Source organism: Rhizobium sp. CB3090 (genome assembly GCF_029714285.1).
Lineage (GTDB): Bacteria > Pseudomonadota > Alphaproteobacteria > Rhizobiales > Rhizobiaceae > Rhizobium.
This window is the reverse complement of the sequence record NZ_CP121662.1, coordinates 3,088,431-3,109,725: the sequence shown is the minus strand read 5'-3', so window position 1 is coordinate 3,109,725 and position 21,295 is coordinate 3,088,431. Positions and strand designations below refer to the sequence as shown.

Genomic DNA, 21,295 nt, shown 5'->3' with positions numbered 1-21,295 from the left:
CGGCGTCTTGTTTTTCACGCCGATGTGTACGACGCTAACGTCTCCGGGCCTTCGTCTCACCCCTTCGTGACTTTGCGTCATCGTGCTTAGCGATTATCTCTTGTTTCAGATTTATCAGGCTTGATGAGGCCTTACGGATATCCTGAAAAGCGCGACGCGGTTTCGGGGGTCGCGTTGGCATATGGCCTTCAAGGTCTGGGAAAGAGGTAATGGCATGCGCTTACGGTTTTTGGTTCCACTTCTGGCAGGCATCGCGCTCGCAAGTTCGCTGCATGCGCAGGAGCTTGCCAAAATCAAGGGCGTCGTCGAGCTCTTCACGTCCCAGGGCTGCGCCTCCTGTCCGCCGGCCGATGCTGCGTTTCAGAAGCTGATCCGCCAAGGCGACATCGTTGCACTCGCTTATCACGTCGATTATTGGAATTATCTCGGCTGGAACGACACGATGGCGTCCAAGGACAATACGGCTCGGCAATATGCCTATGCCCGCACCCTCGGCCGCAGCGGTGTCTATACGCCGCAGGCGATCATCAATGGCCGCGATCATCTGAACGGTGCCGATCTGAACGCCATCAATTTCAAGCTCGACGAGTTCCAGCGTCAGGGCAAGGGCCTGACGGTTCCCGTCAGTGCTGCGATGAAGGGCGATGAGTTGGAGATCAAGATCGGCTCCGGCCAGGGCAAGGCCAATGTGGTTGTCGCCTATTTCGACAAGGAACAGCAGGTTTCTCCGAAGGCCGGTGAAAACAATGGCCAACAAATCACCTATCTGCACGCGGTTTCCGACGTGGAAACCGTCGGCATGTGGGACGGCAAGGCGATGAATGTCGTGTTGCCCGCCAATGTGCTGGACAAGGCTGGACGGCGTGGCCTCGCGGTTCTGCTGCAATCCTCGACACCCTCGGGCGACCCGGCGGCGATCATCGGCGCGACCGTCCTGACAATCGGGACCGACGGCTGATCTGTTTTTCTGTCGTCCGTCAAACGGCCCCTATTTTGGCTGGCGCCAAAAAGAAGGGGTGCCCGGCGAGGGCGCATTCGGGGCTGGGGTTCGGTCGACACGCCCCCGGCCGGGCTCGGTCTGGCGCGGCGGCACCAAACCGAGCCCTATAGTTCCGGTAAATGGGGCGTCGTTTTGACTGAAATACGGCGGCCCGAAGATGCTTTCATCGAAGCGCAAGAAATTGTGAGTGGCTCTTGGTCTTGCAATTTAATGTGGGTGAGGCAAACTGTCATCTTCTTGTCATGACGCAACCCCTGGGGGATTGATGACTGATCAGCCGGAATTGCGACACGGCGAAAGCCGTTCCGTCGACACCACTTCTTCCGTCGTCGTTGATCTCAGAGAATACAGACAGAGCAAGGACCCGCTGCCGGTGACCTTCCATCGCAGGGAGCTGGACGCAATTCTGTGGATCTACGGCCGTATGGTCGGCGAAGGCGAATGGCGTGACTACGCCATCGACCATCTCAGGGAAAAGGCGGTTTTCTCGGTCTTCAAGCGCGCAGGCGAGCTGCCTCTCTTCCGCATCGAGAAAAATCCAAAGCTGGCCGCCAAGCAGGGCGCGTTTTCCGTGATCAATACCAACGGCATGATCCTGAAGCGCGGCCACGACCTGAACCAGGTGTTGAAGGTTTTCGATAAGCAGTTGAAGTTGGTGGAGAAGTAGTTTCTCTCCGCTGGCTATATGTTTGCGGAGAGTGGGTATCAGGGGCTTGGCATATAGGCAGGCCGATACTACCCCCCAAACAACGTCCCCGGATAGACTGAAGGGTCTGGATCCGTTTCCGCGCCTTCGCCTAGCGCCTTCTGCATCAGCATCGTGTCCAGCCAGCGGCCGTGCTTGTAGCCGGTGCCCTTTAGCAAGCCCGTCTCCATAAAACCGGCGGCGCGGTGGAGGGCGACGGAGGCCGGGTGCGCGCCGCCGATGACGGCGATCATCTGGCGGAAGCCGAGATCCTGGCAGGTTTCCACCAGAGTTGCCAGCAACGCTTTGCCGATGCCGCGGCCGCGCGCTTCGGGCGCGAGATAGATCGAATCCTCCACCATCCAGCGGTAGGCGGGCCGTGTACGGAATGCGGAGGCATAGGCATAGCCCAGAAAGGTGCCATCTTCGCCTTCGGCGGCGATATAGGGATAGCCTTTGTCGCGGATCGCCTGGAAGCGGCCCGCCATCTCCTCTTCGCCCGGCGGGACGATCTCATAGCTTGCCGTGCCGTTCAAAACGGAGTCGCGATAGATTGCGGTGATAAAGGGAAGGTCGGCTGGTGTGGCGTTGCGAAGGCGGAAGGACATCTGCGTTTTATTGCCTGATCTGCGATTCCAAGACGCGGATATAAAGCCGCGTGCTAAGCCGCAAAGCAAACAGAAAAGGCGGCCGAAGCCGCCTTTTCGAACGATCATTCATGCTGCAGCAGTTATTTGCGATCACCCATGAACTGCAGCAGGAACATGAACAGGTTGATGAAGTCCAGGTAAAGCGTCAGCGCGCCCATGATCGCCTTGCGGCCGGCAACGGCAACGTCGTCGGCTTCATAGTACATTTCCTTGATTCGCTGCGTATCCCAGGCGGTCAGGCCTGCGAAGATCAGCACGCCGATCACCGAGATGGCGAACTGCAGAGCGGACGAATGCAAGAAAATGTTGACGAGCATGGCGATGATCAGGCCGAAGAGACCCATCATCATGAACGAGCCCATCGCGGACAGGTTACGCTTCGTCGTGTAGCCGAACAGCGACAGCGCGCCGAAGGAGGCGGCGGTCACGAAGAAAGTCTGCACGACGCTCTGGCCGGTGTAGATGATGAAGATCGACGACAGCGACAGGCCAACCAGCGCGGCATAGATCCAGAAGGTCGTCGTCGCGGCGGCCACGCTCATGCGATTGATCCTGAAGCTCAGGAAAAACACCATCGCCAGCGGCGCGAAGATAACGACCCACTTCAGCGGGCTCAGGTAGATTGCCTGGCCGAAAGCCGTGATCTGTCCGTCGGCGAATGCGAGCGAGAAGGCACCGTAAGCAGCCAAACCTGTGATCGCCAGACCCAGCGCCATCAGGTTATAGACCTTGAACATGTAGGCCCGAAGGCCCTCATCGATCATCGCGCCGGTCTGCGCGCCTGCTTGCGGCGTCCGGTTTTGGTAGTTGCGAAAGTCAGCCATGTTTTCCTCTTTTAAGCTCCGATGTGAGTAGCGTGTCGGGCATTTCGGTCCCAGGCGCCGCTGCGGAGCTCCAGCATGCCTGCACAGAATATGAGGCTTTCGGGCCGGGTGCACAAGGGCCAAGCGGTGGCGGCAGGGTTAAATCGGCGTAATATCGAGCAATTTCCGGATGCTCGGTTAATGTCCAGATATGCTGGCGGCGTAGAAGTCTTTTCGAAAATCCACGACGATTTTCGTGTTCTGCGCTCAAAGTTCACGCAGGACCGGTGCTGCCTTCTGACCGAGAATGCGCCAAGTGCCGATCAAGCCGATCCCGACCGTCAGCAGCAGTGCGATGATGAGGGTCGAGAAAGCGACGTCCGGAAGGAAGGTCGACGGCAGGTGCATGATGCGACTGACGATGTACCAGGCGGCGACGGAACCGGCGAGCAGCGCGAAGACGGCGGTTGCTGCACCCAGCATCAGATATTCGTAGCTGAAAGCGCGGATCAGCATGGCCCGCGTCGCGCCGAGCGTTTTCAGCACGACCGCGTCATGCGTGCGTGCGCGGTTTCCCGCCGCGAGCGCGCCCGCAAGGACCAGCACGGATGCGATGAGCGCCACTGAGGCTGCGGCGCGGATGGCGGCGGCGAGCTGGCCGACCAGCGTGTTGACGATATCCAGCGCATCCTTGACGCGGACGCTGGTGATCGTCGGATAGGTGTTGGTGACGTTCTTCAGGATCGCGGCTTCCTGCGCCGGCGTTGCACTGGGATCGGTGAGGGTCGCGAGCCAGGCGTGCGGCGCGCCCTTGAAGGTGTTGGGCGAAAAGATCATCACGAAGTTGATGGACAGCGACTGCCATTGGATCTTGCGGAAGCTGGCGATCTTGGCCGTCACGTTGCGACCGAGCACGTTGACGGTCACGGCGTCGCCGAGTTTCAGGCCGAGTGCCTTGCCTTCCTCGTCGGAGAAGGAGACCAGCGGTTCGCCGCTGTAGTCCTTGCCCCACCAACGCCCTTCGGTAAGGGCAGCGTTCTCCGGCATAGTGTCGGCATAGGTGATGCCGCGGTCGCCCCGCAACACCCATTGGCCGGCCGGCGGCGCCTTTATCTTGCTCACATCCTCGCCATTGAAGGCGACGATGCGGCCGCGCAGCATCGGCACTTCGGCGAGCTTGCCCTCCGGCGCCTGAGCCTGGACGACCTTACGGAAACCGTCGAGCTCCGAACCCTGAATATCCACGAAGAAGAAGTTCGGCGCCTGTTCGCTCATCCGCCCGGTGAGCTCGTGGCGCATATTGCCGTCTATGAGCGTCAAAGTTACCAGGAGTGCGAGGCCGAGGCCGAGCGAGAGTACGACGGAGGCGGTGAGCGCTCCCGGCCGGTGGATGTTGCCGATCGCCAGACGGAGTGCCGGTGAATGGACGCGCGGGCTGCGGCGGGCAAACCACGACAGCAAGGCGGCGACGGCGCGCAGCACGACAAAGGCGACGGCGATCGAGACAACGAAGACGACGGCGATGAAGCGGTCGTAGGCGGTGAAGATCGCAAGCGCCGAAAGTGCTGCCATGAGCAGGCCGGCAGCGAGCAGATAGGGCCAGCTTGGGAGGCGGCGGGTCTCAAAACCTTGTTCCCGGAACAACGCGGTCGCCGGCACTTCGCGGGCATGGCCGAGCGGCAGGATGGCAAAAGCGAGCGTCGTCAGCAGGCCGAAGAGCGCCGCCAGCGTCAGCGGACCGGGATAAAGCCGCGGCGCGGTCGAAATCGGCAGAAATTCGGCCATGAACTGCGAGGCGAGCAATGGCGCGATGGCGCCGAGCACGAGACCGACAGCGATGCCGGCCAGTGCAATCAGGGCGATCTGCATCAGGTAGATCATCACCACGACCAAAGCCGGCGCGCCCAAGCATTTGAAGGTGGCGATGGTTGTGCGCTTCGAATCGAGGAAGGCGCGCACGGCATTGGCGACGCCGACACCGCCGACGATGAGTGCGGTCAGCCCGACCAGGGTCAGGAATTGCGAGAAGCGGGTGATGTTGTCGGCGAGCGCGGGGGCCGCCCGGTCGCTCGTTCGGATCGACCAGCCGGCCTGCGGAAACGCCGTATTGGCGCGGGCGGCGATGTTGTTCAGGCCATTGGCGGGATCGTCCATGCGGATCTTGTAGACCTGCTCTACGAGACTTCCGGTCGTGATCAGGCCCGAGGCGACCAAAGCGTCGCGGCTGGTGAGCAATCGCGGCGCGAAGCCGAAACCTTCCGATACCGAATCCGGCTCGGTCTTCACCGTGCCGGTGATTCGGAGCCTGGTATTGCCGAGCAGCAGCTCGCTGCCGATCTTGAGGTTCAGCCGCTCCAGTAGCAGAGGTGCAACGATGGCGCCGTAGGTGCCGTCTCTGGCAGCCAGCAGCGTCGATAGCGGCTGATCCGGATCGGCCTCGAAGGTGCCGTAGAGCGGGTAGGCGCCGTCGACTGCCTTGACCTCGACCAACGCCTGGTCGGAACCGTCGGGCAGGCGGGCCATGGAGCGCAGGCCGGTGGATCGGGAGAGCTGGCCGAGACTGTTGAGATAGGCAAGTTCATCCGGCGTCGCTTCGCGATTGTTGAGTTCGAAGCGGACGTCGCCGGCGAGCAGCGACTGGCCCTGCGTCGAGATCGCGTCGGTGATCGAGCGCGAGACGGAGTTGACGGCGGCAATTGCGCCGGTACCAAGCGCGATGCAGGCAAGGAAAATGTAGAAGCCGCCAAGACCGCCGCGCAATTCCCGCAGCGCCAGGCGAAAGGCAAGCGTCAGGCGCGCTCCCGCCGCGGTCATGCCATCGCTGCCTTATTTGTCCGCGCGCGGGCGCTGTCGCCCTCGATTTCGCCGGAGCGAACGTGGATCTGGCGGGAGCAGCGGGCGGCGAGCGCCGGGTCGTGGGTGACGAGCAGCAGGGTCGTGCCGCGCTCGGCCTGCTCAGCGAAAAGCAGGTCGGCGATCTGCCGGCCGGTATCGGTGTCGAGATTGCCGGTCGGCTCATCGGCGATCAATAGGGCTGGCGACGGAGCAAGCGCGCGGGCGATCGCCACGCGCTGCTGTTCGCCGCCCGAAAGCTGACCGGGATAATGGCTCAGCCTTTCGCCAAGGCCGACAGCCTGCAATTCGCGCCGGGCGATGTCGAAGGCATTGCGGACATTGGCCAACTCCAGCGGCACGGCGACATTTTCCAGCGCGGTCATATTGGCGATGAGATGGAAGGACTGGAACACGATGCCGATATTGCGGCCGCGGAAATCGGCGACGCGGTCTTCACTGAGGCTATGCAGGGGCGTGTCGCGGATCAACAATTCGCCGCTGTCGAGCTTTTCGAGGCCGGCGAGCACCATCAGCAAAGTCGACTTGCCCGAGCCGGAAGGGCCGATGATGCCGACGGATTCGCCTTCGGCAACGGTGAGGTCGATGCCCTTCAACACGTGGACGGAGGCAGCGGCGGTGCCGAGCGTCAAATCCGCCTTCTTCAGTTCGATGATGGTTTTTGCCAATGCGAACGCCCTATATACGTCAAAGACCGTGGCGGGCGCGATTTGGCCCTTACCGCGAATTTAGGGAATGGATCATGAGTTTTAAAGTTGCTGCGTTTCACTTCGCTGTCATTGCTTTCGGTCTTTTCTTTGGCGTTGCAGGTGCCGCCGATGCACGAACCATCCAATTGGTCGGCCTCGGCGACAGCCTGATGGCCGGCTACCAGCTACCGCCGGGGGACGGATTTCCCGCCAAGCTCGAGGCGGCGCTGAAAGCCAAGGGGCTGGATGTGGCGATTGCCGATGCCGGGGTGTCCGGCGATACCAGCTCCGGCGGCCTGTCGCGGGTCGACTGGTCGGTACCGGACGGAACCGATGGCGTGATCCTGGAACTCGGCGCCAACGACGCATTGCGCGGCATTCCGCCCGAACAGACGGAAAAGAACCTCGACGCCATCATCAGCCGGCTGAAGGAGCGCAACATTCCCATCCTGCTCGCCGGCATGCTGGCGCCGCCGAACATGGGGCCGGACTATGCGGCCAAGTTCAACCCGATCTACAAGCGGCTCGCCGACAAATATCAACTGCCGCTCTATCCATTTTTTCTCGATGGCGTCGCGACGCATGCGGACTTACAATTGAGCGACGGTATGCATCCGAACCCGCAGGGAGTCGATGTGATGGTGCAACGTTTTCAGTCCGCAGCGACGAGTTTCATTGGGACGATTGTCGCACATGCGAAATAGGAGCTTGCACCGACTGCAATTGCATGATTCCCTGTTGTTATCTGCAAGAGATTCGGGGAGTGCTCGTTATGCCGAGACTTTTTACCGCCCTCGAAATTCCGCGCAACGCGGCCATGAGCCTTTCGTTGTTGCGCGGCGGTCTTCCCGGAGCCCGGTGGATCGACGTTGAAAACTATCACATCACTTTGCGTTTCATTGGCGATGTCGACGGTCGTACCGCCGACGAAATCGTCGAGCGGCTGGACCGCATCGACCGGCCGGAATTCCAGCTCCGGCTAGAAGGCATCGGCTCCTTCGGCTCGAAGAAGCCGCATTCGGTGTGGGCCGGCGTCACGCAGTCGCCCGATATGTATGCGCTGCAGGCCGAAATCGAGCGCATTTGCCAGCGCATCGGCTTGCCGCCGGATCCGCGCAAGTTCACCCCTCATGTCACGCTCGCGCGGCTGAAGTCGTCGCGGGTGGATGATGTGGTGCACTATCTCTCCGGCCGCGGCAACTTCCACACGGCGCCGTTCACAGTAGGACGCTTCGTGTTGCTGTCTTCACGCGAATCGGTCGGCGGCGGTCCCTACCTCACGGAAGAGATATTCCCGCTTCACGAGGCTCGCAGCGCCTTTCCCGCCATGGGCAATAGCGCTCTGCAGCCTGCCAAGAGCATGGCATAGACCGCTTCGAAATCCTCGTGGCCTCCATAATAGGGGTCTGGGATATCTTTGGGGCTGCCAAGCGTGAAGGCGTTGAAGAGGTGCAGCTTGCCGAGCGCATCGGCAGGCGCGATCTTGCGCAAATTCTTCAAATTGTCTTGATCCATTGCCAGGATCAGGTCGAACCGATGAAAATCGGCTGTCGCGATGCGGCGTGCGCGTTGAGCGGAAATATCGACGCCATGGCCTGACGCCACGTCTATCGAGCGGCGGTCCGGCCTTTCGCTCTGATGCCAGCCGCCGGTGCCGGCCGAATCGATCTCGAACTCGGAGTCTCGCCCGGCTTCGGTCGCAAGGTGCCGGAAAATGCCTTCGGCAAGCGGGGAACGGCAGATGTTGCCGGCGCAAACAAACAGAATTCCGTGACGGTCCATAGTATCGTTCAATCGATAAAGAGGAGTGATCTTGCCATGAAATACGAACAGCTGGAACCTGCGGCAATCGATGAAAACCTGGCTAGTCTCAGTGGTTGGACGTTGGCAGCCGATGGCCTTTCGATGTCGAAGAGCTTCAAATTCCGTAATTTCGTCGAAGCCTTCGGCTTCATGGCCGAAGCAGCCTTGGCGGCGGAGAAGTTCAATCACCATCCCGAATGGTTCAACGTCTATTCTCGCGTGGATGTGAAGCTGACGACGCATGACGCCAACGGCCTGACGGAGCAGGACATCAAACTCGCCAAGGCGATGGAAAAGGCGGCGGCGCGGCGCGCTGATTGAATCGCAGGTGCCGATCACCATATGTTTATGCGGCCCAGGAAGGGCTTCCTATGGGGATGAGCGGAATGGATGACATCAAGTACGGGGAAATCCTGATGCCTGGTGACGAAGAGACACAAGAACGGCAGGAAAAGTCGGTGCGCAGCAAGTTCTGGCCGACATTGCGCAAGGCGGCGCGCTATATCCCGTTTTCCCGCGATGTCGTCGCGGCTTTCTATTGCGCGCTCGATCCGCAAACGCCGACGCGCGTTCGCGGCATTCTGCTGGCCGCGCTCGGCTATTTCGTCATGCCGGTCGACATCATCCCGGATTTCTTCGCCGTCATCGGTTTTTCGGACGATGTTGCGGTGCTGACGCTCGCCTTCGGTATGATCAAAGGTCACATCCGCCAGGAGCATTATGACGCCGCTGACCAGGCCTTGGCCAACGAGCCTGAGGCTGCAAAAACGGCTTGATCCGCGTCCTATCGAAGCTGGTGGGATTCCTGCCGGGTTTCCAGGCCTTTATGAGGTCTTCCTGATTTTAGAGAGGTCAAACTCTTGCCCGAATCTTTCTGTCTTAAATCGATCCCATAGGGTGGTGTTCCGCCATCCGGGTTTCCAATTCCTCCTGATGCATTTCAGGTCCGGCCCGCTTGGGCTGAAACGGCACAGATCAGGGGCATTCGCCGCCCCGTTGACGGTTTGGTAACCTAAATAAAGTCAAAATAGGGCAGCTCACGAGCATAGGCGTGCGTTATTTAAATCGCCTTGAGCTCTGGACCGCAAGAAATCGGCAGGAAACCATGTTTGTAAAAAGCTTCGCAATCGCCCTCTCGCTCGTTCTGGCCGGCACCGGCGTCGCATCCGCGCAGACCAAGACCAAGAAGCAGGCAGCGCCCGCACAGGCGCAGGCGGCAGCACCGGCAGCTCCGACGCGCATCCAGCAGTTCGATGCCTGGGGCGCCTATTCCTACCAGTCCGGAGCCGGCAAGGTCTGCTACGTTCTCTCCGTGCCGACAGCCAAGATGCCGGCCTCCGGAATCGATCATGGCGACAACTTCTTCATCGTTTCCCAACGTCCGGGTCAGAACATCTCCTACGAACCGCAGGCGATGATGGGCTATCCGCTCAAGGAAAATTCCAAGGTCGACGTCGTCATCGACAACAAGACTTTCGTGATGTTCACCAAGGACAAGGCCGCCTGGGTCGAGAATGCCGCGCAGGAGCCGGCACTGGTCGCAGCGCTCAAGTCCGGTCATTCGCTGAAGGTCACCGCGACCTCGAAGAAGGGCACCGGCACTTCCTATACCTACTCGCTGAAGGGCGTCACCGCGGCGCTGAAGCAAATCGAAAGCTGCAAATAAGATCGATGATGCCATGATCACGTCAAAGTGATCGGGTTTCTATCCAAACCAAAGCGATGAGGCCGGCCTTATGGCTGGCCTTTTGCCTTTCTTCAGAAGGGATGACGCGCGCTGAAATTAATGCTAAAGGCCGCGCCGACGAGCGGTGTAGTTGCAACTTCTTGCCCCGCTGCCAAATGAACCTTCTGATCTCAGTGCCTTGCCCACGCCCGCAGCTTTCCGGCTTTGGGGCATCGCCGATATGAACCATTGGAATGATCCTATGTCCGCGATCGATGTCATGACCTCATCCAAGCTGAAGCCGATGCCCGTGTCGCAGCCGGTCGAGCTTTCGCCGAAACCGTCGCTGATCGGCCTGACGCGTGAGGAGATGGGGGCGGCACTCAAGGAAAAGGGTGTTGCCGACAAGCAGATCAAGATGCGCGTCAGCCAGCTCTGGAACTGGATCTATGTGCGCGGCGTCTCCGATTTCGATGCCATGGCGAATGTCTCCAAGGACATGCGTGAAATGCTGAAGACGCATTTCACCATTGTCCGGCCGGAGATCGTCGAGGAGCAGGTTTCCAATGACGGCACCCGTAAATGGCTGTTGCGCTTTCCCCCGCGCGGCGCCGGCCGGCCGGTCGAAGTGGAAACCGTCTATATTCCGGAAGAGGGTCGCGGCACGCTCTGCATTTCCAGCCAGGTCGGCTGTTCGCTCACCTGTTCCTTCTGTCACACCGGTACGCAGCGCCTCGTCCGCAACTTGACGGCGGAGGAGATCCTGTCGCAGCTCCTGTTGGCGCGCGACCGGCTCGGCGATTTCCCGGACCGTGAAGCGCCGCAGGGGACGATCATGCCCGCCGAAGGCCGCAAGGTCAGCAATATCGTCATGATGGGCATGGGCGAACCGCTCTACAATTTCGACAGCGTCAAGACGGCACTGCTGATCGCCTCCGACGGCGACGGCCTGTCGCTCTCCAAGCGCCGCATCACGCTCTCCACTTCCGGCGTCGTGCCGGAAATCTATCGCACCGGCGAGGAGATCGGGGTCATGCTGGCAATCTCGCTGCATGCGGTGCGCGACGATCTGCGCGACATGCTCGTGCCGATCAACAAGAAATATCCGCTGAAGGAATTGATGGACGCTTGCCGCGCCTACCCCGGCCTTTCGAACGCCCGGCGCATCACCTTCGAGTATGTGATGCTGAAGGGCGTCAACGACAGCCTCGAGGATGCCAAGGGGCTGATCCAGCTCCTGAAGGGCGTTCCGGCCAAGATCAATCTCATCCCCTTCAATCCGTGGCCGGGCACGAACTACCAGTGTTCCGACTGGGAGCAGATCGAGAAGTTTGCCGATTTCATCAATTCGGCCGGCTATGCCTCGCCGATCCGTACGCCGCGTGGCCGGGATATTCTTGCCGCCTGCGGTCAGTTGAAGTCGGAATCGGAGCGTATGCGCAAGACCGAACGGCTCGCTTTCGAAGCCATGATGATCGCCAACCACGGCGAGGACTAGAATCGATGCTTCTCGGTTTACGCAAGCCGATGCGGCTCCTGTGGGGCTATCTCGTGGCCTGTGTTCTGATGGGCTTCGTGCTGGCTTGCGTTGCCGCCTGGACCATGCCGGGAACGGCCGCCCCTGAACTCTTCGTGCTCACCGTCGCGCTGACCAAGCTCGCGATGATCGTCAGCATTCTGCCATCGCTTGTTGTCATTGCGATTTTCGAATGGCGCGGTATGCGCCGCTGGTACGGTTATGCCCTCTACGGCGCCTTGCTGTCAGCGTCGGCATCGGTTCTGATCTCAGGCAGCGTCGAGCGGCCGCAGACTCTCAATCTGATCACCATCGTCGTTTGTTTTGCTTTCCTTGGAGCCGCCGGCGCCACCGTCTATTGGTGGATCGCCGGCCGGTTCGCCGGGCGCTGCCCCATTCTCAGCGGGAATGGGTGAGGAAGATCTTCACGGCAAAGACCGAAAAGACGCTCGCAAACGCGTAGTCCAGGCCGCGCATGACGCCGCGGTTCTTCTGCAGCCAAGCCGACAGGCGGTCGGCGGCAAGCACGACAAGCGCGTTGACCGGCATGCCGATCACGATGAAGAAGAAGCCCAGGAACAGGAGCTTTTGCGTGACGGCCGGGTCGCCAGCCGTGACGAACTGCGGCAGGAAGGTCATGAAGAAGATGATGACCTTCGGGTTCAGCAGATTGACCCAGAAGCCGGTGGAGATGTTGGTGAGCGGTGTGCCCTTTGCCATATCGACCTTCTTGACCGACAGGCTGGAGCCGAAGCGGATCGCCTGGATCGCCAGCCACAGCAGATAGGCGGCTCCACCGGTTTTCAGGACGGTAAAGGCGAGCGGCGAGGCAGTAATCAACGCCGAAACGCCAAAAGCCACCAGCAACGTATGCACGACGATGCCGAGGCTGGTGCCGAGGACCACGAAAAGCGCTGCCTTCTTACCCTGCGCTAAGGCGCGGCTGATCGACAGGGTCATATCGGGGCCGGGGGTTGCCGCCAGCAGCAGGCTCGCGGCCGAAAAAGCAAGAAGGGTCGGCAGGCTGGGTATGAAGTCCATGACATGCTCCGAACGCCGGATAAGAGTATCAGCGCTGTCTTATCCAGCTTTCGGCTATTTGCAAATCAATCCTTCTTTTCCAGGAATGTCTTGAACTTTTCGGCATAGTCGGGATGCCAGCGCGACAGCGGCGGGCGGTTTTCGATGATATCGCCTGCGGCCCAGAGCATGCGGCGCTCGTCCGTCGGCCGCGCAACATCATTGTCCGGGCAGAGGATGTAGAAGTCGCCGCGCTTGAGGCTCTCCACCATGAAATCGACTGTCTGTTCCGGGGTCCAGGCTCCCGCCGGCTTTTCCTGGCGGTCACCCTTGGTCAGGCCGGTGAAGACGAAGCCGGGGATCAGAAGATGCGCGGCAATCTTGGCGCCTGGGGTGTTACGCAGCTCGTGCTGCAACGCCTCGGTGAAGACCTTCACACCGGCCTTGGAGACGTTGTAAGCGGGGTTGCCGGGCGGCGTAGTGATTCCCTGCTTCGAGCCGGTATTGATGATCAGGCCGGGTTTTCCATGTGCCAGCATGCCGGGTCCGAAGACGCGTGTACCATTGATGACACCCAAAAGATTGACACCAAGGATGTTGTCCCACCCGGCCTGCGGGCTGAAGATCGAGGTTTCGGGCCCGATGCCGGCATTGTTCATCAGCACATGCACCCGGCCGAAATGCTGCAGGACGGCGCGTTCCAGGGCTTCCAACTGGTCCTTATGAGCAACGTCGGTCTCGACGGCCATGATCTGGTCCTCGCCGGCGATCGCTACGAGATCGGCGCGTGCAGCGGCGAGCCGGTCGCGGCCGAGATCGGCGATGGCGACGCTCATGCCGAGTTTTGCGAAATATTTCGCCGCCGCGAGCCCGATGCCGGAGGCGCCGCCGGTGATGACGGCTACATTGGCTTTCTTGAAAATCTCTTGAATATCCGTCATGAGCAGAGTCCTCCCTCTGGCATTGTTTGGTTGCCGCCGAATATGGTATTTTCCGTAATCAAGTCAAACCGACCGGAGGTCGCGCCCGTGACGAAGCATATGTCCGTAGAGATTGATGAGCAGATGGATGTGTTCATCGACGAACAGATCAGCCACGGCAATTACGATTCACCGAGCGAAGTCATTGACGCTGCATTGAAACTGTTGCGTAGTAGGGCGGAAATAGAAGCTATCGCGGCTGCCATCGCTGAGGGCGAGGCGTCGGGGAAGCCGGAGGAATTTGACGGTGAAGCTTTTCTGAAGGAGCTGCACCGCAAGTATGCCCGCTAAACGCCGATCCTATAAGCTCTTGCCGAAAGCGCGACAGGATTTGGATGCGATTTGGCGATATACATTTGAAACATGGTCCTTCCAGCAGGCAAATGCCTACTACAATGAATTGATCGCACGTTTTCCGGAATTGGCGGCTGGAGCAGTGCGCGGTCGCAGGATCAATGGTGTCAAACCCGGTTATCTCGCGCTCGCCTGCGGCTCGCATTTTATCGTCTACAAGGATGATGTTGAAGCCGTGGCGATCATCCGTATCCTGCATCAGCGAATGAATATCGGCGCGCATCTGTGACGCTGCTCCCGTACCCACTCCACCGCACTTCCCCTTGCGCCTTGCGATAATCTCGCTAAAAGTGCCGCGACACAGGGTTTGCGGGCGTCTCCGCGGGCTCGCATTGAAACGGACCTCATCACCATGGCATCACATAAAGACGTGAAGAAAGTCGTTCTCGCCTATTCCGGCGGTCTCGACACCTCGATTATCCTGAAGTGGCTGCAGACGGAGCTCGGCGCAGAAGTCGTCACCTTCACCGCCGACCTCGGCCAGGGCGAGGAGCTGGAGCCGGCGCGCAAGAAGGCCGAGATGCTCGGCATCAAGGAGATCTATATCGAGGACGTGCGCGAAGAATTCGTGCGCGATTTCGTCTTCCCGATGTTCCGTGCCAATGCCGTTTACGAAGGCGTTTACCTGCTCGGCACGTCGATTGCCCGGCCGCTGATCTCCAAGCACCTGATCGACATTGCCCACAAGACCGGCGCCGATGCCATCGCCCATGGCGCGACGGGCAAAGGCAACGACCAGGTTCGTTTCGAATTGTCGGCCTATGCGCTGAACCCCGATATCAAGATCATCGCGCCGTGGCGCGACTGGTCGTTCAAGAGCCGTACCGACCTGCTCGAATTCGCCGAGAAGCACCAGATTCCGGTTGCCAAGGACAAGAAGGGCGAAGCGCCGTTCTCCGTCGATGCCAACCTGCTGCATTCCTCGTCCGAGGGCAAGGTCCTGGAAGATCCGTCGCAGGAAGCACCGGAATATGTGCACATGCGCACGATTTCGCCGGAAGCTGCTCCGGACAAGGCGACTATCATCAAGGTCGGCTTCGAAAAGGGCGATGCAGTCTCGATCAATGGCCAGCGCATGAGCCCGGCCATGCTGCTCGCAACGCTCAACAATTACGGCCGTGACAACGGCATCGGCCGCCTCGACCTCGTTGAGAACCGTTATGTCGGCATGAAATCGCGCGGTGTTTACGAAACCCCTGGCGGCACGATCCTGCTCGCCGCTCACCGCGCTATCGAATCCATCACGCTCGATCGGGGTGCCGCTCACCTCAAGGATGAGCTGATGCCGCGCTATGCCGAGCTGATCTACTACGGCTTCTGGTTCTCGCCGGAACGCGAAATGCTGCAGGCGCTGATCGACAAGAGCCAGGAACATGTCGAGGGCGAAGTGACCCTGAAGCTCTATAAGGGCAATGTCATGGTCATCGGGCGCGAAAGCCCGAAGTCGCTTTATTCCGACAAGCTGGTGACCTTCGAAGACGATCAGGGCGCCTACGACCAGAAGGATGCTGCAGGCTTCATCAAGCTCAACGCGCTACGCCTGCGTACGCTCGCCAAGCGCAATCTGTCGAAGTAATCAGCTTCGCGATAAAATATTAACCCGCTTCCGATTGTGCCGGAGGCGGGTTTTTCTTTCCGGATGGTTGGATGGAAAGGGCCTGATTTACTCCACGACCCTCAGTTCCCGCTCCACCTCCGCTGGCAGATCCGCATTCTGCAGATTGCTGCGGAAGGCGCGTAGCGCATGATGGAATTCATCCTGCAGCCCGTGATCGAAGCCCTGCATTGCATCCTTTTCCACCGCGAAGATCTCGCAACCGATCTGCTTCAGCTTGGCGCCAGCCGCCTCCGATAGCACGATGCGCTTGGCGCGACGGTCGAGCGGATCGGGCTGACGCTCGATCAGGCCACGTGCCTGCAATTTGTCGAGGAAGGCGCTAACCGTCATCGGCTCCAACCCCATGCGAGTGGCAATATCAAGTTGACGACTGCCATTGACAGCGGCGACCTGGATGAGCGTGCGCGCTTCACCCGCCGTCAAACCCAGCCCCGCGGCCATAATGCGCCGCTCGAAGGCCGCTCGCATCAATCGGGCGCAATCCGCCACCAGAAAGGCAAGCGAATCCGTATCTATCCTGCTGCTCATAAGCGCTTCCCTACTTACGCTTTGTTTTTAGGCCCCAATCAATCTTTAGTGATTTCGCCCCCCAAATTCAATGGATTCTTCCTTTTTCAAGGGACTTGTTCAGCTTGACCCGATTCGACGCGTTGCTAATCTGCCCTGATTATCAGCGGGAACTTCCAATATGACGCAATCACTTATCATCGGCGCATTTTTGGCGGCGTTATTCTATGTGCTTATTCCCGGGCCGGCTTTCCTGGCGCTGCTCGGCATCGGCGCGGGTCAGGGGCGCAAGGCTGGCGCCTTCTTCGTGAGCGGTCATTTGGTCGGCGATATTATTTGGTCATCGCTCGCTTTGGTCGCGATCATTGGTGCGAAAACTATCGGTACCATCGTCTTCGACGTGCTCGGCTCGCTCTGTGGTTTCTATCTTGCCTGGATCGGCTGGAATGCCTTCACCGCCAAACCGAAGAAGGACGGCAAAGCCTTGCTCAACGTCGAACGCCCCTTCCGGCGCGGCCTGATCTTCGGCGTCACCAATCCGAAAGGATATCCCGTGGCATTGGCAACGTTTACGGCGCTGGTGGCGGGTTCGGCAGGTGCCTTGACGTTCAGCGCGCTGCCGCTGCTGCTCGCAGTTTCCTTCGTCGGCTTCATCACCGCCGACATCATCGTCATCGGCGTTATCGGTGCGGGCGCCGTCCGGCGTTTCTACCGTGCCCATGAGCGGCTGATCGTGCGTTGCTCCGGCGTGCTGTTCATGGGCTTTGCCGCGCAGGCTTTGTGGCATGCGACGCCCGGCTTGCTCGGCTGGCGGAAGGCCTGAGCGTTCCTCTTTTTTGTTCCATCCTTGCCATACCAATTTGGCGGCGAGGGTCTTATATCGTGCTTCGATCAGATGCCTGCCGAAAGGATGCCTTGCATGTCTTCCCAAACCGCCGTTAATCCAGCGCTCGTCGAATGGACGGGACATCAGGGCCTGCCGCGTTTCGATGCTGTGAAAGACGCCGATTTTGCGCCGGCCTTTGACGCCGCGCTTGCAGCTCACGATGCGGAGATCGATGCGATCGCTGATAACGACGAGGCGCCGACTTTTGCCAACACCGTTACGGCGCTCGAAATCGCCGGCGACGAGCTGTCCCGGGTCTCCGCTCTATTCTGGAATCGGGCCGGGGCACACACCAACGAGGTGATCCAGGCTCTGGAGCGCGAGATCGCGCCGAAGATGTCGCGCCACTATTCGAAGATCGGCATGAATGCCGCGCTGTTTGCCCGCATCGATGCGCTGTGGGAAGCGCGTGAGGAGCTTGGCCTGACCGTGGAAGAGACCCGCGTTCTGGAACGGCATTGGAAGGGCTTCGTGAAGTCGGGCGCCAAGCTGGCGAAGGCTGAGCAGGAACGGCTTGCCGAGATCAACGAGAAGCTGGCGGGTCTCGGCGCGCAGTTCGGACAGAATGTTCTTGCCGACGAAAAGGGCTGGGCATTGATCCTCTCCGAAGAATCCGATCTTGCCGGCCTTCCCGATTTTTTGAGGGATGCGATGGCGGCGGGCGCGCGCGAGCGCGGCGAAGAGGGCAAATATGCCGTCACGCTGTCGCGCTCGATCATCGAGCCCTTCCTGGCCTCGTCCGAGCGTCGCGATCTGCGCGAGCAGGCGTTCAAAGCATGGGTGGCGCGCGGCGCCAACGGCGGCGAGACGGATAATCGCAAGATCATCAAGGAGACGCTGGCGCTCAGAGCCGAGAAGGCCGAGCTGCTCGGTTACGACAACTACGCCGAACTCAAGCTCGACAACACCATGGCTAAGACACCGGAGGCGGTGAATGAACTCCTGAGGGCGGTCTGGGCGAAGGCGGCCGACCGTGCTCGCGAGGAAGAGGGTGATATCGCCGCTCTGATCGCCGAGGAAGGCCGCAATCATGAGGTCATGCCCTGGGATTGGCGGCACTACGCCGAGAGGATCAGGACGCGGAAGTTCGATTTCTCCGAGACCGAACTGAAGCCCTATTTGCAGCTCGAAAAGATCATCGCCGCCTGCTTCGATGTCGCTGGCCGCCTCTTCGGCATTCGCGCCGTCGAGCAGAAGGACGTTCCCGCCTATCATCCCGACGTGCGCGTCTTCGAGATCCGTGATCGCTCGGACAGGCTGGTAGCACTGTTCCTTGGCGATTATTTCGCCCGCAGCTCCAAGCGTTCCGGCGCCTGGATGAGCTCGTTTCAATCGCAGCATAAGTTGCCGCTGAAGAATGGTCATGTCGGCGAGCTGCCGATCATTTATAACGTCTGCAATTTCGCCAAGCCGGCCGAGGGCAAGCCGGCGCTGCTGTCGATCGATGATGCCCGCACGTTGTTCCACGAATTCGGCCATGCGCTGCACGGCATGCTCTCCAACGTCACCTATCCTTCGGTGTCGGGCACCGGCGTTTCCCGCGATTTCGTCGAGCTGCCGTCACAGCTTTACGAACACTGGCTGACCGTACCGGCGATCCTCAGGGAATATGCCGTCCATTACGAGACCGGCGCGCCGATGCCGCAAGCTCTGCTCGACAAGGTTCTTGCCGCCCGCACCTTCAATGCCGGCTTCAATACGGTGGAATTCACATCCTCGGCGCTCGTCGATATGGCCTTCCATACGCGCGGCGCCGTCGAAGACCCGATGGCGGTGCAGGCCGAAGTGCTCTCGGAGATCGGCATGCCGAATTCGATCGTCATGCGGCACGCCACTCCGCACTTCCAGCACGTGTTTTCCGGCGATGGCTACTCGGCCGGCTATTATTCCTACATGTGGTCGGAAGTGCTGGATGCCGACGCCTTCGCCGCCTTCGAGGAAACCGGTGACGCGTTCAATCCGGATATGGCCGAAAAACTGAAGGCCAACATCTATTCCGTGGGCGGCTCGGTCGATCCGGAGGATGCCTATAAGGCCTTCCGCGGTAAGCTGCCGAGCCCGGACGCGATGCTGAGGAAGAAGGGGCTGGCGGCTTGATCCAAGCTATCGGACTTCGATAGCCAGCGCTGGGTTTGATGACTTAAGGAGGCGTGCGAACGAGCTTTCGCGCCTCCCCCCTTTCGCATTCGCGAAAAAAAGGGTATGAGCGCGCCAAACGTAATTGGCGTGTTTACTTCATACAGCGCCCCAGCCTCAGAGATACAAGATTATGGCACTTCGCAACATCGCGATCATCGCGCACGTTGACCATGGGAAAACCACCCTCGTTGACGAGCTCCTGAAGCAGTCCGGCTCCTTCCGCGAGAACCAGCGCGTTGCCGAACGCGTCATGGACTCCAACGATCTCGAAAAGGAACGCGGCATCACCATTCTTGCCAAGGCGACTTCGGTCGTCTGGAAGGAAACCCGCATCAACATCGTCGACACCCCCGGCCACGCCGACTTCGGCGGTGAAGTCGAGCGTATTCTGTCGATGGTGGACGGCGCGATCGTTCTCGTCGACGCTGCCGAAGGCCCGATGCCGCAGACCAAGTTCGTCGTCGGCAAGGCGCTGAAGGTGGGTCTTCGCCCGATCGTCGCGATCAACAAGATCGACCGCCCGGATGCCCGCGCCGATGAAGTCATCAACGAAGTCTTCGATCTCTTCGCCAATCTCGATGCCACCGACGAGCAGCTCGACTTCCCGATCCTCTACGGCTCCGGCCGTAACGGCTGGATGAACTATTCGCCGGAAGGTCCGAAGGATGAAGGTTTGGCGCCGCTGCTCGACCTCGTCGTCAAGCACGTTCCGGAGCCGACGGTCGGCGAAGGCCCGTTCCGCATGATCGGCACCATCCTGGAAGCCAACCCCTTCCTCGGTCGCATCATCACCGGCCGCATCCATTCCGGCTCGATCAAGCCGAACCAGGCCGTCAAGGTTCTGGGCGCTGACGGCAACCTCATCGAAACCGGCCGTATCTCCAAGATCCTCGCTTTCCGCGGCATCGAGCGTCAGCCGATCGAAGAAGCGCAGGCAGGTGACATCGTCGCCATCGCCGGCCTTCCCAAGGGCACGGTCGCCGACACCTTCTGCGATCCGCAGGTCAGCGAGCCGCTCGTCGCGCAGCCGATCGACCCGCCGACCGTCACCATGTCCTTCATTGTCAACGACAGTCCTTATGCCGGCACCGAAGGCGACAAGGTCACCTCGCGCGTTATCCGCGACCGCCTGTTCAAGGAAGCCGAAGGCAACGTTGCGCTGAAAATCGAAGAAGCCGAAGGCAAGGACTCGTTTTACGTATCCGGCCGTGGCGAATTGCAGCTTGCCGTTTTGATCGAAACCATGCGCCGTGAAGGCTTCGAGCTTGCCGTCTCGCGTCCGCGCGTCGTCATGCACAAGGACGAAAGCGGCCAGTTGCTCGAGCCGATCGAAGAAGTCGTGATCGACGTCGACGAAGAGCATTCCGGTATCGTCGTGCAGAAGATGTCGGAGCGTAAGGCCGAAATGGCCGAGCTGCGTCCATCCGGCGGCAATCGCGTCCGTCTCGTGTTCTTCGCGCCGACCCGCGGCCTGATCGGTTACCAGTCGGAACTGCTGACGGATACGCGCGGCACTGCCGTCATGAACCGTCTGTTCCATGACTATCAGCCGTACAAGGGTGAGATCGGCGGCCGCGTCAACGGCGTGCTGCTCGCCAACGAAGCCGGTGAAGCCGTGGCCTATGCCCTGTTCAACCTGGAAGACCGCGGCCCGATGATCATCGACGCCGGCGAGAAGGTCTATGCCGGCATGATCATCGGCATCCACAGCCGCGACAACGACCTCGAAGTCAACGTGCTGAAGGGCAAGAAGCTCACCAATATCCGCGCCGCGGGCAAGGATGAAGCCGTGAAGCTGACGCCGCCGATCCGCATGACGCTCGACCGCGCGCTCTCCTGGATCCAGGACGACGAGCTCGTCGAAGTTACGCCGAAGTCGATCCGCCTGCGCAAAATGTACCTCGATCCGAACGAGCGTAAGCGTTTCGAGAAAGCTCGCTACGCATAATTGCGCGACTAGTACCGCTTCGGACGAATTGACCCCGGCCCCTGTGCCGGGGTTTATTTTGTGTGTTCGATTTTTGAGCCCTTGTTGCAAAGGTTAAAAAGGGGTTAATTTTCAGTAGCCGTCCACAGGTAAAGACTGTGGGCAAATCGCCTGTCCGCATGATTTGTGGATGGTTAAT

Annotated in this window: 23 protein-coding genes; 15 read left to right on the top strand and 8 right to left on the bottom strand. The window is 60.1% G+C overall.

Annotated features, from left to right (window positions below):
* The first annotated feature begins 214 nt into the window (after positions 1–214).
* Both QA646_RS14975 and QA646_RS14970 read left to right on the top strand, forming a co-directional pair.
* Entirely contained in the window at positions 215–958 is a 744-nt protein-coding gene (locus tag QA646_RS14975) for a thioredoxin family protein (protein WP_283056206.1), read from the top strand.
* Between the two features lie 307 nt (positions 959–1,265).
* Positions 1,266–1,667: a DUF2794 domain-containing protein gene (locus tag QA646_RS14970; protein ID WP_283056205.1), complete on the top strand. Its 402-nt coding sequence runs from the start codon at positions 1,266–1,268 to the stop codon at positions 1,665–1,667.
* A gap of 68 nt (positions 1,668–1,735) precedes the next feature.
* Here QA646_RS14970 and QA646_RS14965 read toward each other — a convergent pair whose 3' ends face one another.
* The 4 genes from QA646_RS14965 to QA646_RS14950 form a co-directional block, all read right to left on the bottom strand.
* Positions 1,736–2,293 carry a GNAT family N-acetyltransferase gene (locus QA646_RS14965; RefSeq protein WP_283056204.1) on the bottom strand — a complete coding sequence of 186 codons (558 nt, stop codon included), beginning with the start codon at positions 2,291–2,293 and terminating at the stop codon, positions 1,736–1,738.
* A 122-nt stretch (positions 2,294–2,415) separates the two neighbouring features.
* Positions 2,416–3,159, bottom strand: coding sequence for a Bax inhibitor-1/YccA family protein (locus QA646_RS14960; RefSeq protein WP_283056203.1), 744 nt, complete (start codon positions 3,157–3,159; stop codon positions 2,416–2,418).
* A gap of 246 nt (positions 3,160–3,405) precedes the next feature.
* Positions 3,406–5,952, bottom strand: a complete 2,547-nt coding sequence (locus QA646_RS14955) for an ABC transporter permease (protein WP_283056202.1) — start codon at positions 5,950–5,952, stop codon at positions 3,406–3,408.
* On the bottom strand, positions 5,949–6,659 hold the full coding sequence (locus QA646_RS14950) for an ABC transporter ATP-binding protein (protein ID WP_283056201.1): 711 nt from the start codon (positions 6,657–6,659) through the stop codon (positions 5,949–5,951). Before QA646_RS14950 ends, QA646_RS14955 begins: the two co-directional genes overlap by 4 nt.
* Before the next feature lie 74 nt (positions 6,660–6,733).
* Between QA646_RS14950 and QA646_RS14945 the strand changes: the two genes are divergently transcribed.
* Together QA646_RS14945 and thpR are read left to right on the top strand one after the other, a co-directional pair.
* The gene (locus QA646_RS14945; RefSeq protein WP_283056200.1) at positions 6,734–7,384 is read left to right on the top strand and encodes an arylesterase; all 651 of its coding nucleotides are present in this window, start codon (positions 6,734–6,736) and stop codon (positions 7,382–7,384) included.
* A gap of 68 nt (positions 7,385–7,452) precedes the next feature.
* Positions 7,453–8,049, top strand: coding sequence for an RNA 2',3'-cyclic phosphodiesterase (gene thpR, locus QA646_RS14940; RefSeq protein ID WP_283056199.1), 597 nt, complete (start codon positions 7,453–7,455; stop codon positions 8,047–8,049).
* Here the strand turns inward: thpR and QA646_RS14935 are convergent.
* Complete coding sequence (locus QA646_RS14935; RefSeq protein ID WP_283056198.1) at positions 7,980–8,462, bottom strand: low molecular weight protein-tyrosine-phosphatase; 483 nt, start codon at positions 8,460–8,462, stop codon at positions 7,980–7,982. The genes thpR and QA646_RS14935 overlap by 70 nt on opposite strands.
* A gap of 36 nt (positions 8,463–8,498) precedes the next feature.
* On the opposite strand from QA646_RS14935, the gene QA646_RS14930 reads away from it, so the two are divergent.
* The 5 genes from QA646_RS14930 to QA646_RS14910 all read left to right on the top strand — a co-directional run bounded on the left by QA646_RS14930 (position 8,499) and on the right by QA646_RS14910 (position 12,081).
* On the top strand, positions 8,499–8,804 hold the full coding sequence (locus QA646_RS14930) for a 4a-hydroxytetrahydrobiopterin dehydratase (protein WP_283056197.1): 306 nt from the start codon (positions 8,499–8,501) through the stop codon (positions 8,802–8,804).
* 65 nt (positions 8,805–8,869) lie between these two features.
* Positions 8,870–9,259: a YkvA family protein gene (locus tag QA646_RS14925; protein ID WP_283056196.1), complete on the top strand. Its 390-nt coding sequence runs from the start codon at positions 8,870–8,872 to the stop codon at positions 9,257–9,259.
* 329 nt (positions 9,260–9,588) lie between these two features.
* The gene (locus QA646_RS14920; RefSeq protein ID WP_283056195.1) at positions 9,589–10,149 is read left to right on the top strand and encodes an invasion associated locus B family protein; all 561 of its coding nucleotides are present in this window, start codon (positions 9,589–9,591) and stop codon (positions 10,147–10,149) included.
* A 262-nt stretch (positions 10,150–10,411) separates the two neighbouring features.
* Positions 10,412–11,647 (top strand): 23S rRNA (adenine(2503)-C(2))-methyltransferase RlmN, encoded by a 1,236-nt coding sequence (rlmN, locus tag QA646_RS14915; protein ID WP_283056194.1) that lies wholly within the window; start codon positions 10,412–10,414, stop codon positions 11,645–11,647.
* 5 nt (positions 11,648–11,652) lie between these two features.
* On the top strand, positions 11,653–12,081 hold the full coding sequence (locus tag QA646_RS14910) for a hypothetical protein (protein ID WP_283056193.1): 429 nt from the start codon (positions 11,653–11,655) through the stop codon (positions 12,079–12,081).
* Here QA646_RS14910 and QA646_RS14905 read toward each other — a convergent pair.
* Positions 12,065–12,706, bottom strand: a complete 642-nt coding sequence (locus QA646_RS14905) for a LysE family translocator (RefSeq protein WP_283056192.1) — start codon at positions 12,704–12,706, stop codon at positions 12,065–12,067. The two genes, QA646_RS14910 and QA646_RS14905, sit on opposite strands and share 17 nt — an antisense overlap.
* A 65-nt stretch (positions 12,707–12,771) precedes the next feature.
* Positions 12,772–13,626 carry an SDR family NAD(P)-dependent oxidoreductase gene (locus QA646_RS14900; protein ID WP_283056191.1) on the bottom strand — a complete coding sequence of 285 codons (855 nt, stop codon included), beginning with the start codon at positions 13,624–13,626 and terminating at the stop codon, positions 12,772–12,774.
* A gap of 87 nt (positions 13,627–13,713) precedes the next feature.
* On the opposite strand from QA646_RS14900, the gene QA646_RS14895 reads away from it, so the two are divergent.
* The 3 genes from QA646_RS14895 (at position 13,714) to QA646_RS14885 (ending at position 15,595) form a co-directional block, all read left to right on the top strand.
* Positions 13,714–13,956, top strand: a complete 243-nt coding sequence (locus tag QA646_RS14895; RefSeq protein ID WP_283056190.1) for a type II toxin-antitoxin system ParD family antitoxin — start codon at positions 13,714–13,716, stop codon at positions 13,954–13,956.
* A complete protein-coding gene (locus QA646_RS14890) occupies positions 13,946–14,248 on the top strand; it encodes a type II toxin-antitoxin system RelE/ParE family toxin (RefSeq protein ID WP_283056189.1) in 303 nt (100 codons plus the stop codon). The genes QA646_RS14895 and QA646_RS14890 overlap by 11 nt, the downstream gene beginning before the upstream one ends.
* Before the next feature lie 123 nt (positions 14,249–14,371).
* Complete coding sequence (locus tag QA646_RS14885) at positions 14,372–15,595, top strand: argininosuccinate synthase (protein WP_283056188.1); 1,224 nt, start codon at positions 14,372–14,374, stop codon at positions 15,593–15,595.
* 87 nt (positions 15,596–15,682) lie between these two features.
* Here QA646_RS14885 and QA646_RS14880 read toward each other — a convergent pair whose 3' ends face one another.
* On the bottom strand, positions 15,683–16,165 hold the full coding sequence (locus QA646_RS14880; RefSeq protein WP_283056187.1) for a MarR family winged helix-turn-helix transcriptional regulator: 483 nt from the start codon (positions 16,163–16,165) through the stop codon (positions 15,683–15,685).
* 160 nt (positions 16,166–16,325) lie between these two features.
* Here QA646_RS14880 and QA646_RS14875 point away from each other — a divergent pair, with 160 nt between their 5' ends.
* From QA646_RS14875 to typA, 3 genes are all read left to right on the top strand, one after another.
* The gene (locus QA646_RS14875; protein ID WP_283056186.1) at positions 16,326–16,967 is read left to right on the top strand and encodes a LysE family translocator; all 642 of its coding nucleotides are present in this window, start codon (positions 16,326–16,328) and stop codon (positions 16,965–16,967) included.
* Positions 16,968–17,063: 96 nt separating this feature from the next.
* Positions 17,064–19,127, top strand: a complete 2,064-nt coding sequence (locus tag QA646_RS14870; RefSeq protein ID WP_283056185.1) for a M3 family metallopeptidase — start codon at positions 17,064–17,066, stop codon at positions 19,125–19,127.
* Positions 19,128–19,299: 172 nt separating this feature from the next.
* Positions 19,300–21,117 (top strand): translational GTPase TypA, encoded by a 1,818-nt coding sequence (gene typA, locus QA646_RS14865; RefSeq protein WP_283056184.1) that lies wholly within the window; start codon positions 19,300–19,302, stop codon positions 21,115–21,117.
* Positions 21,118–21,295: the final 178 nt, after the last annotated feature.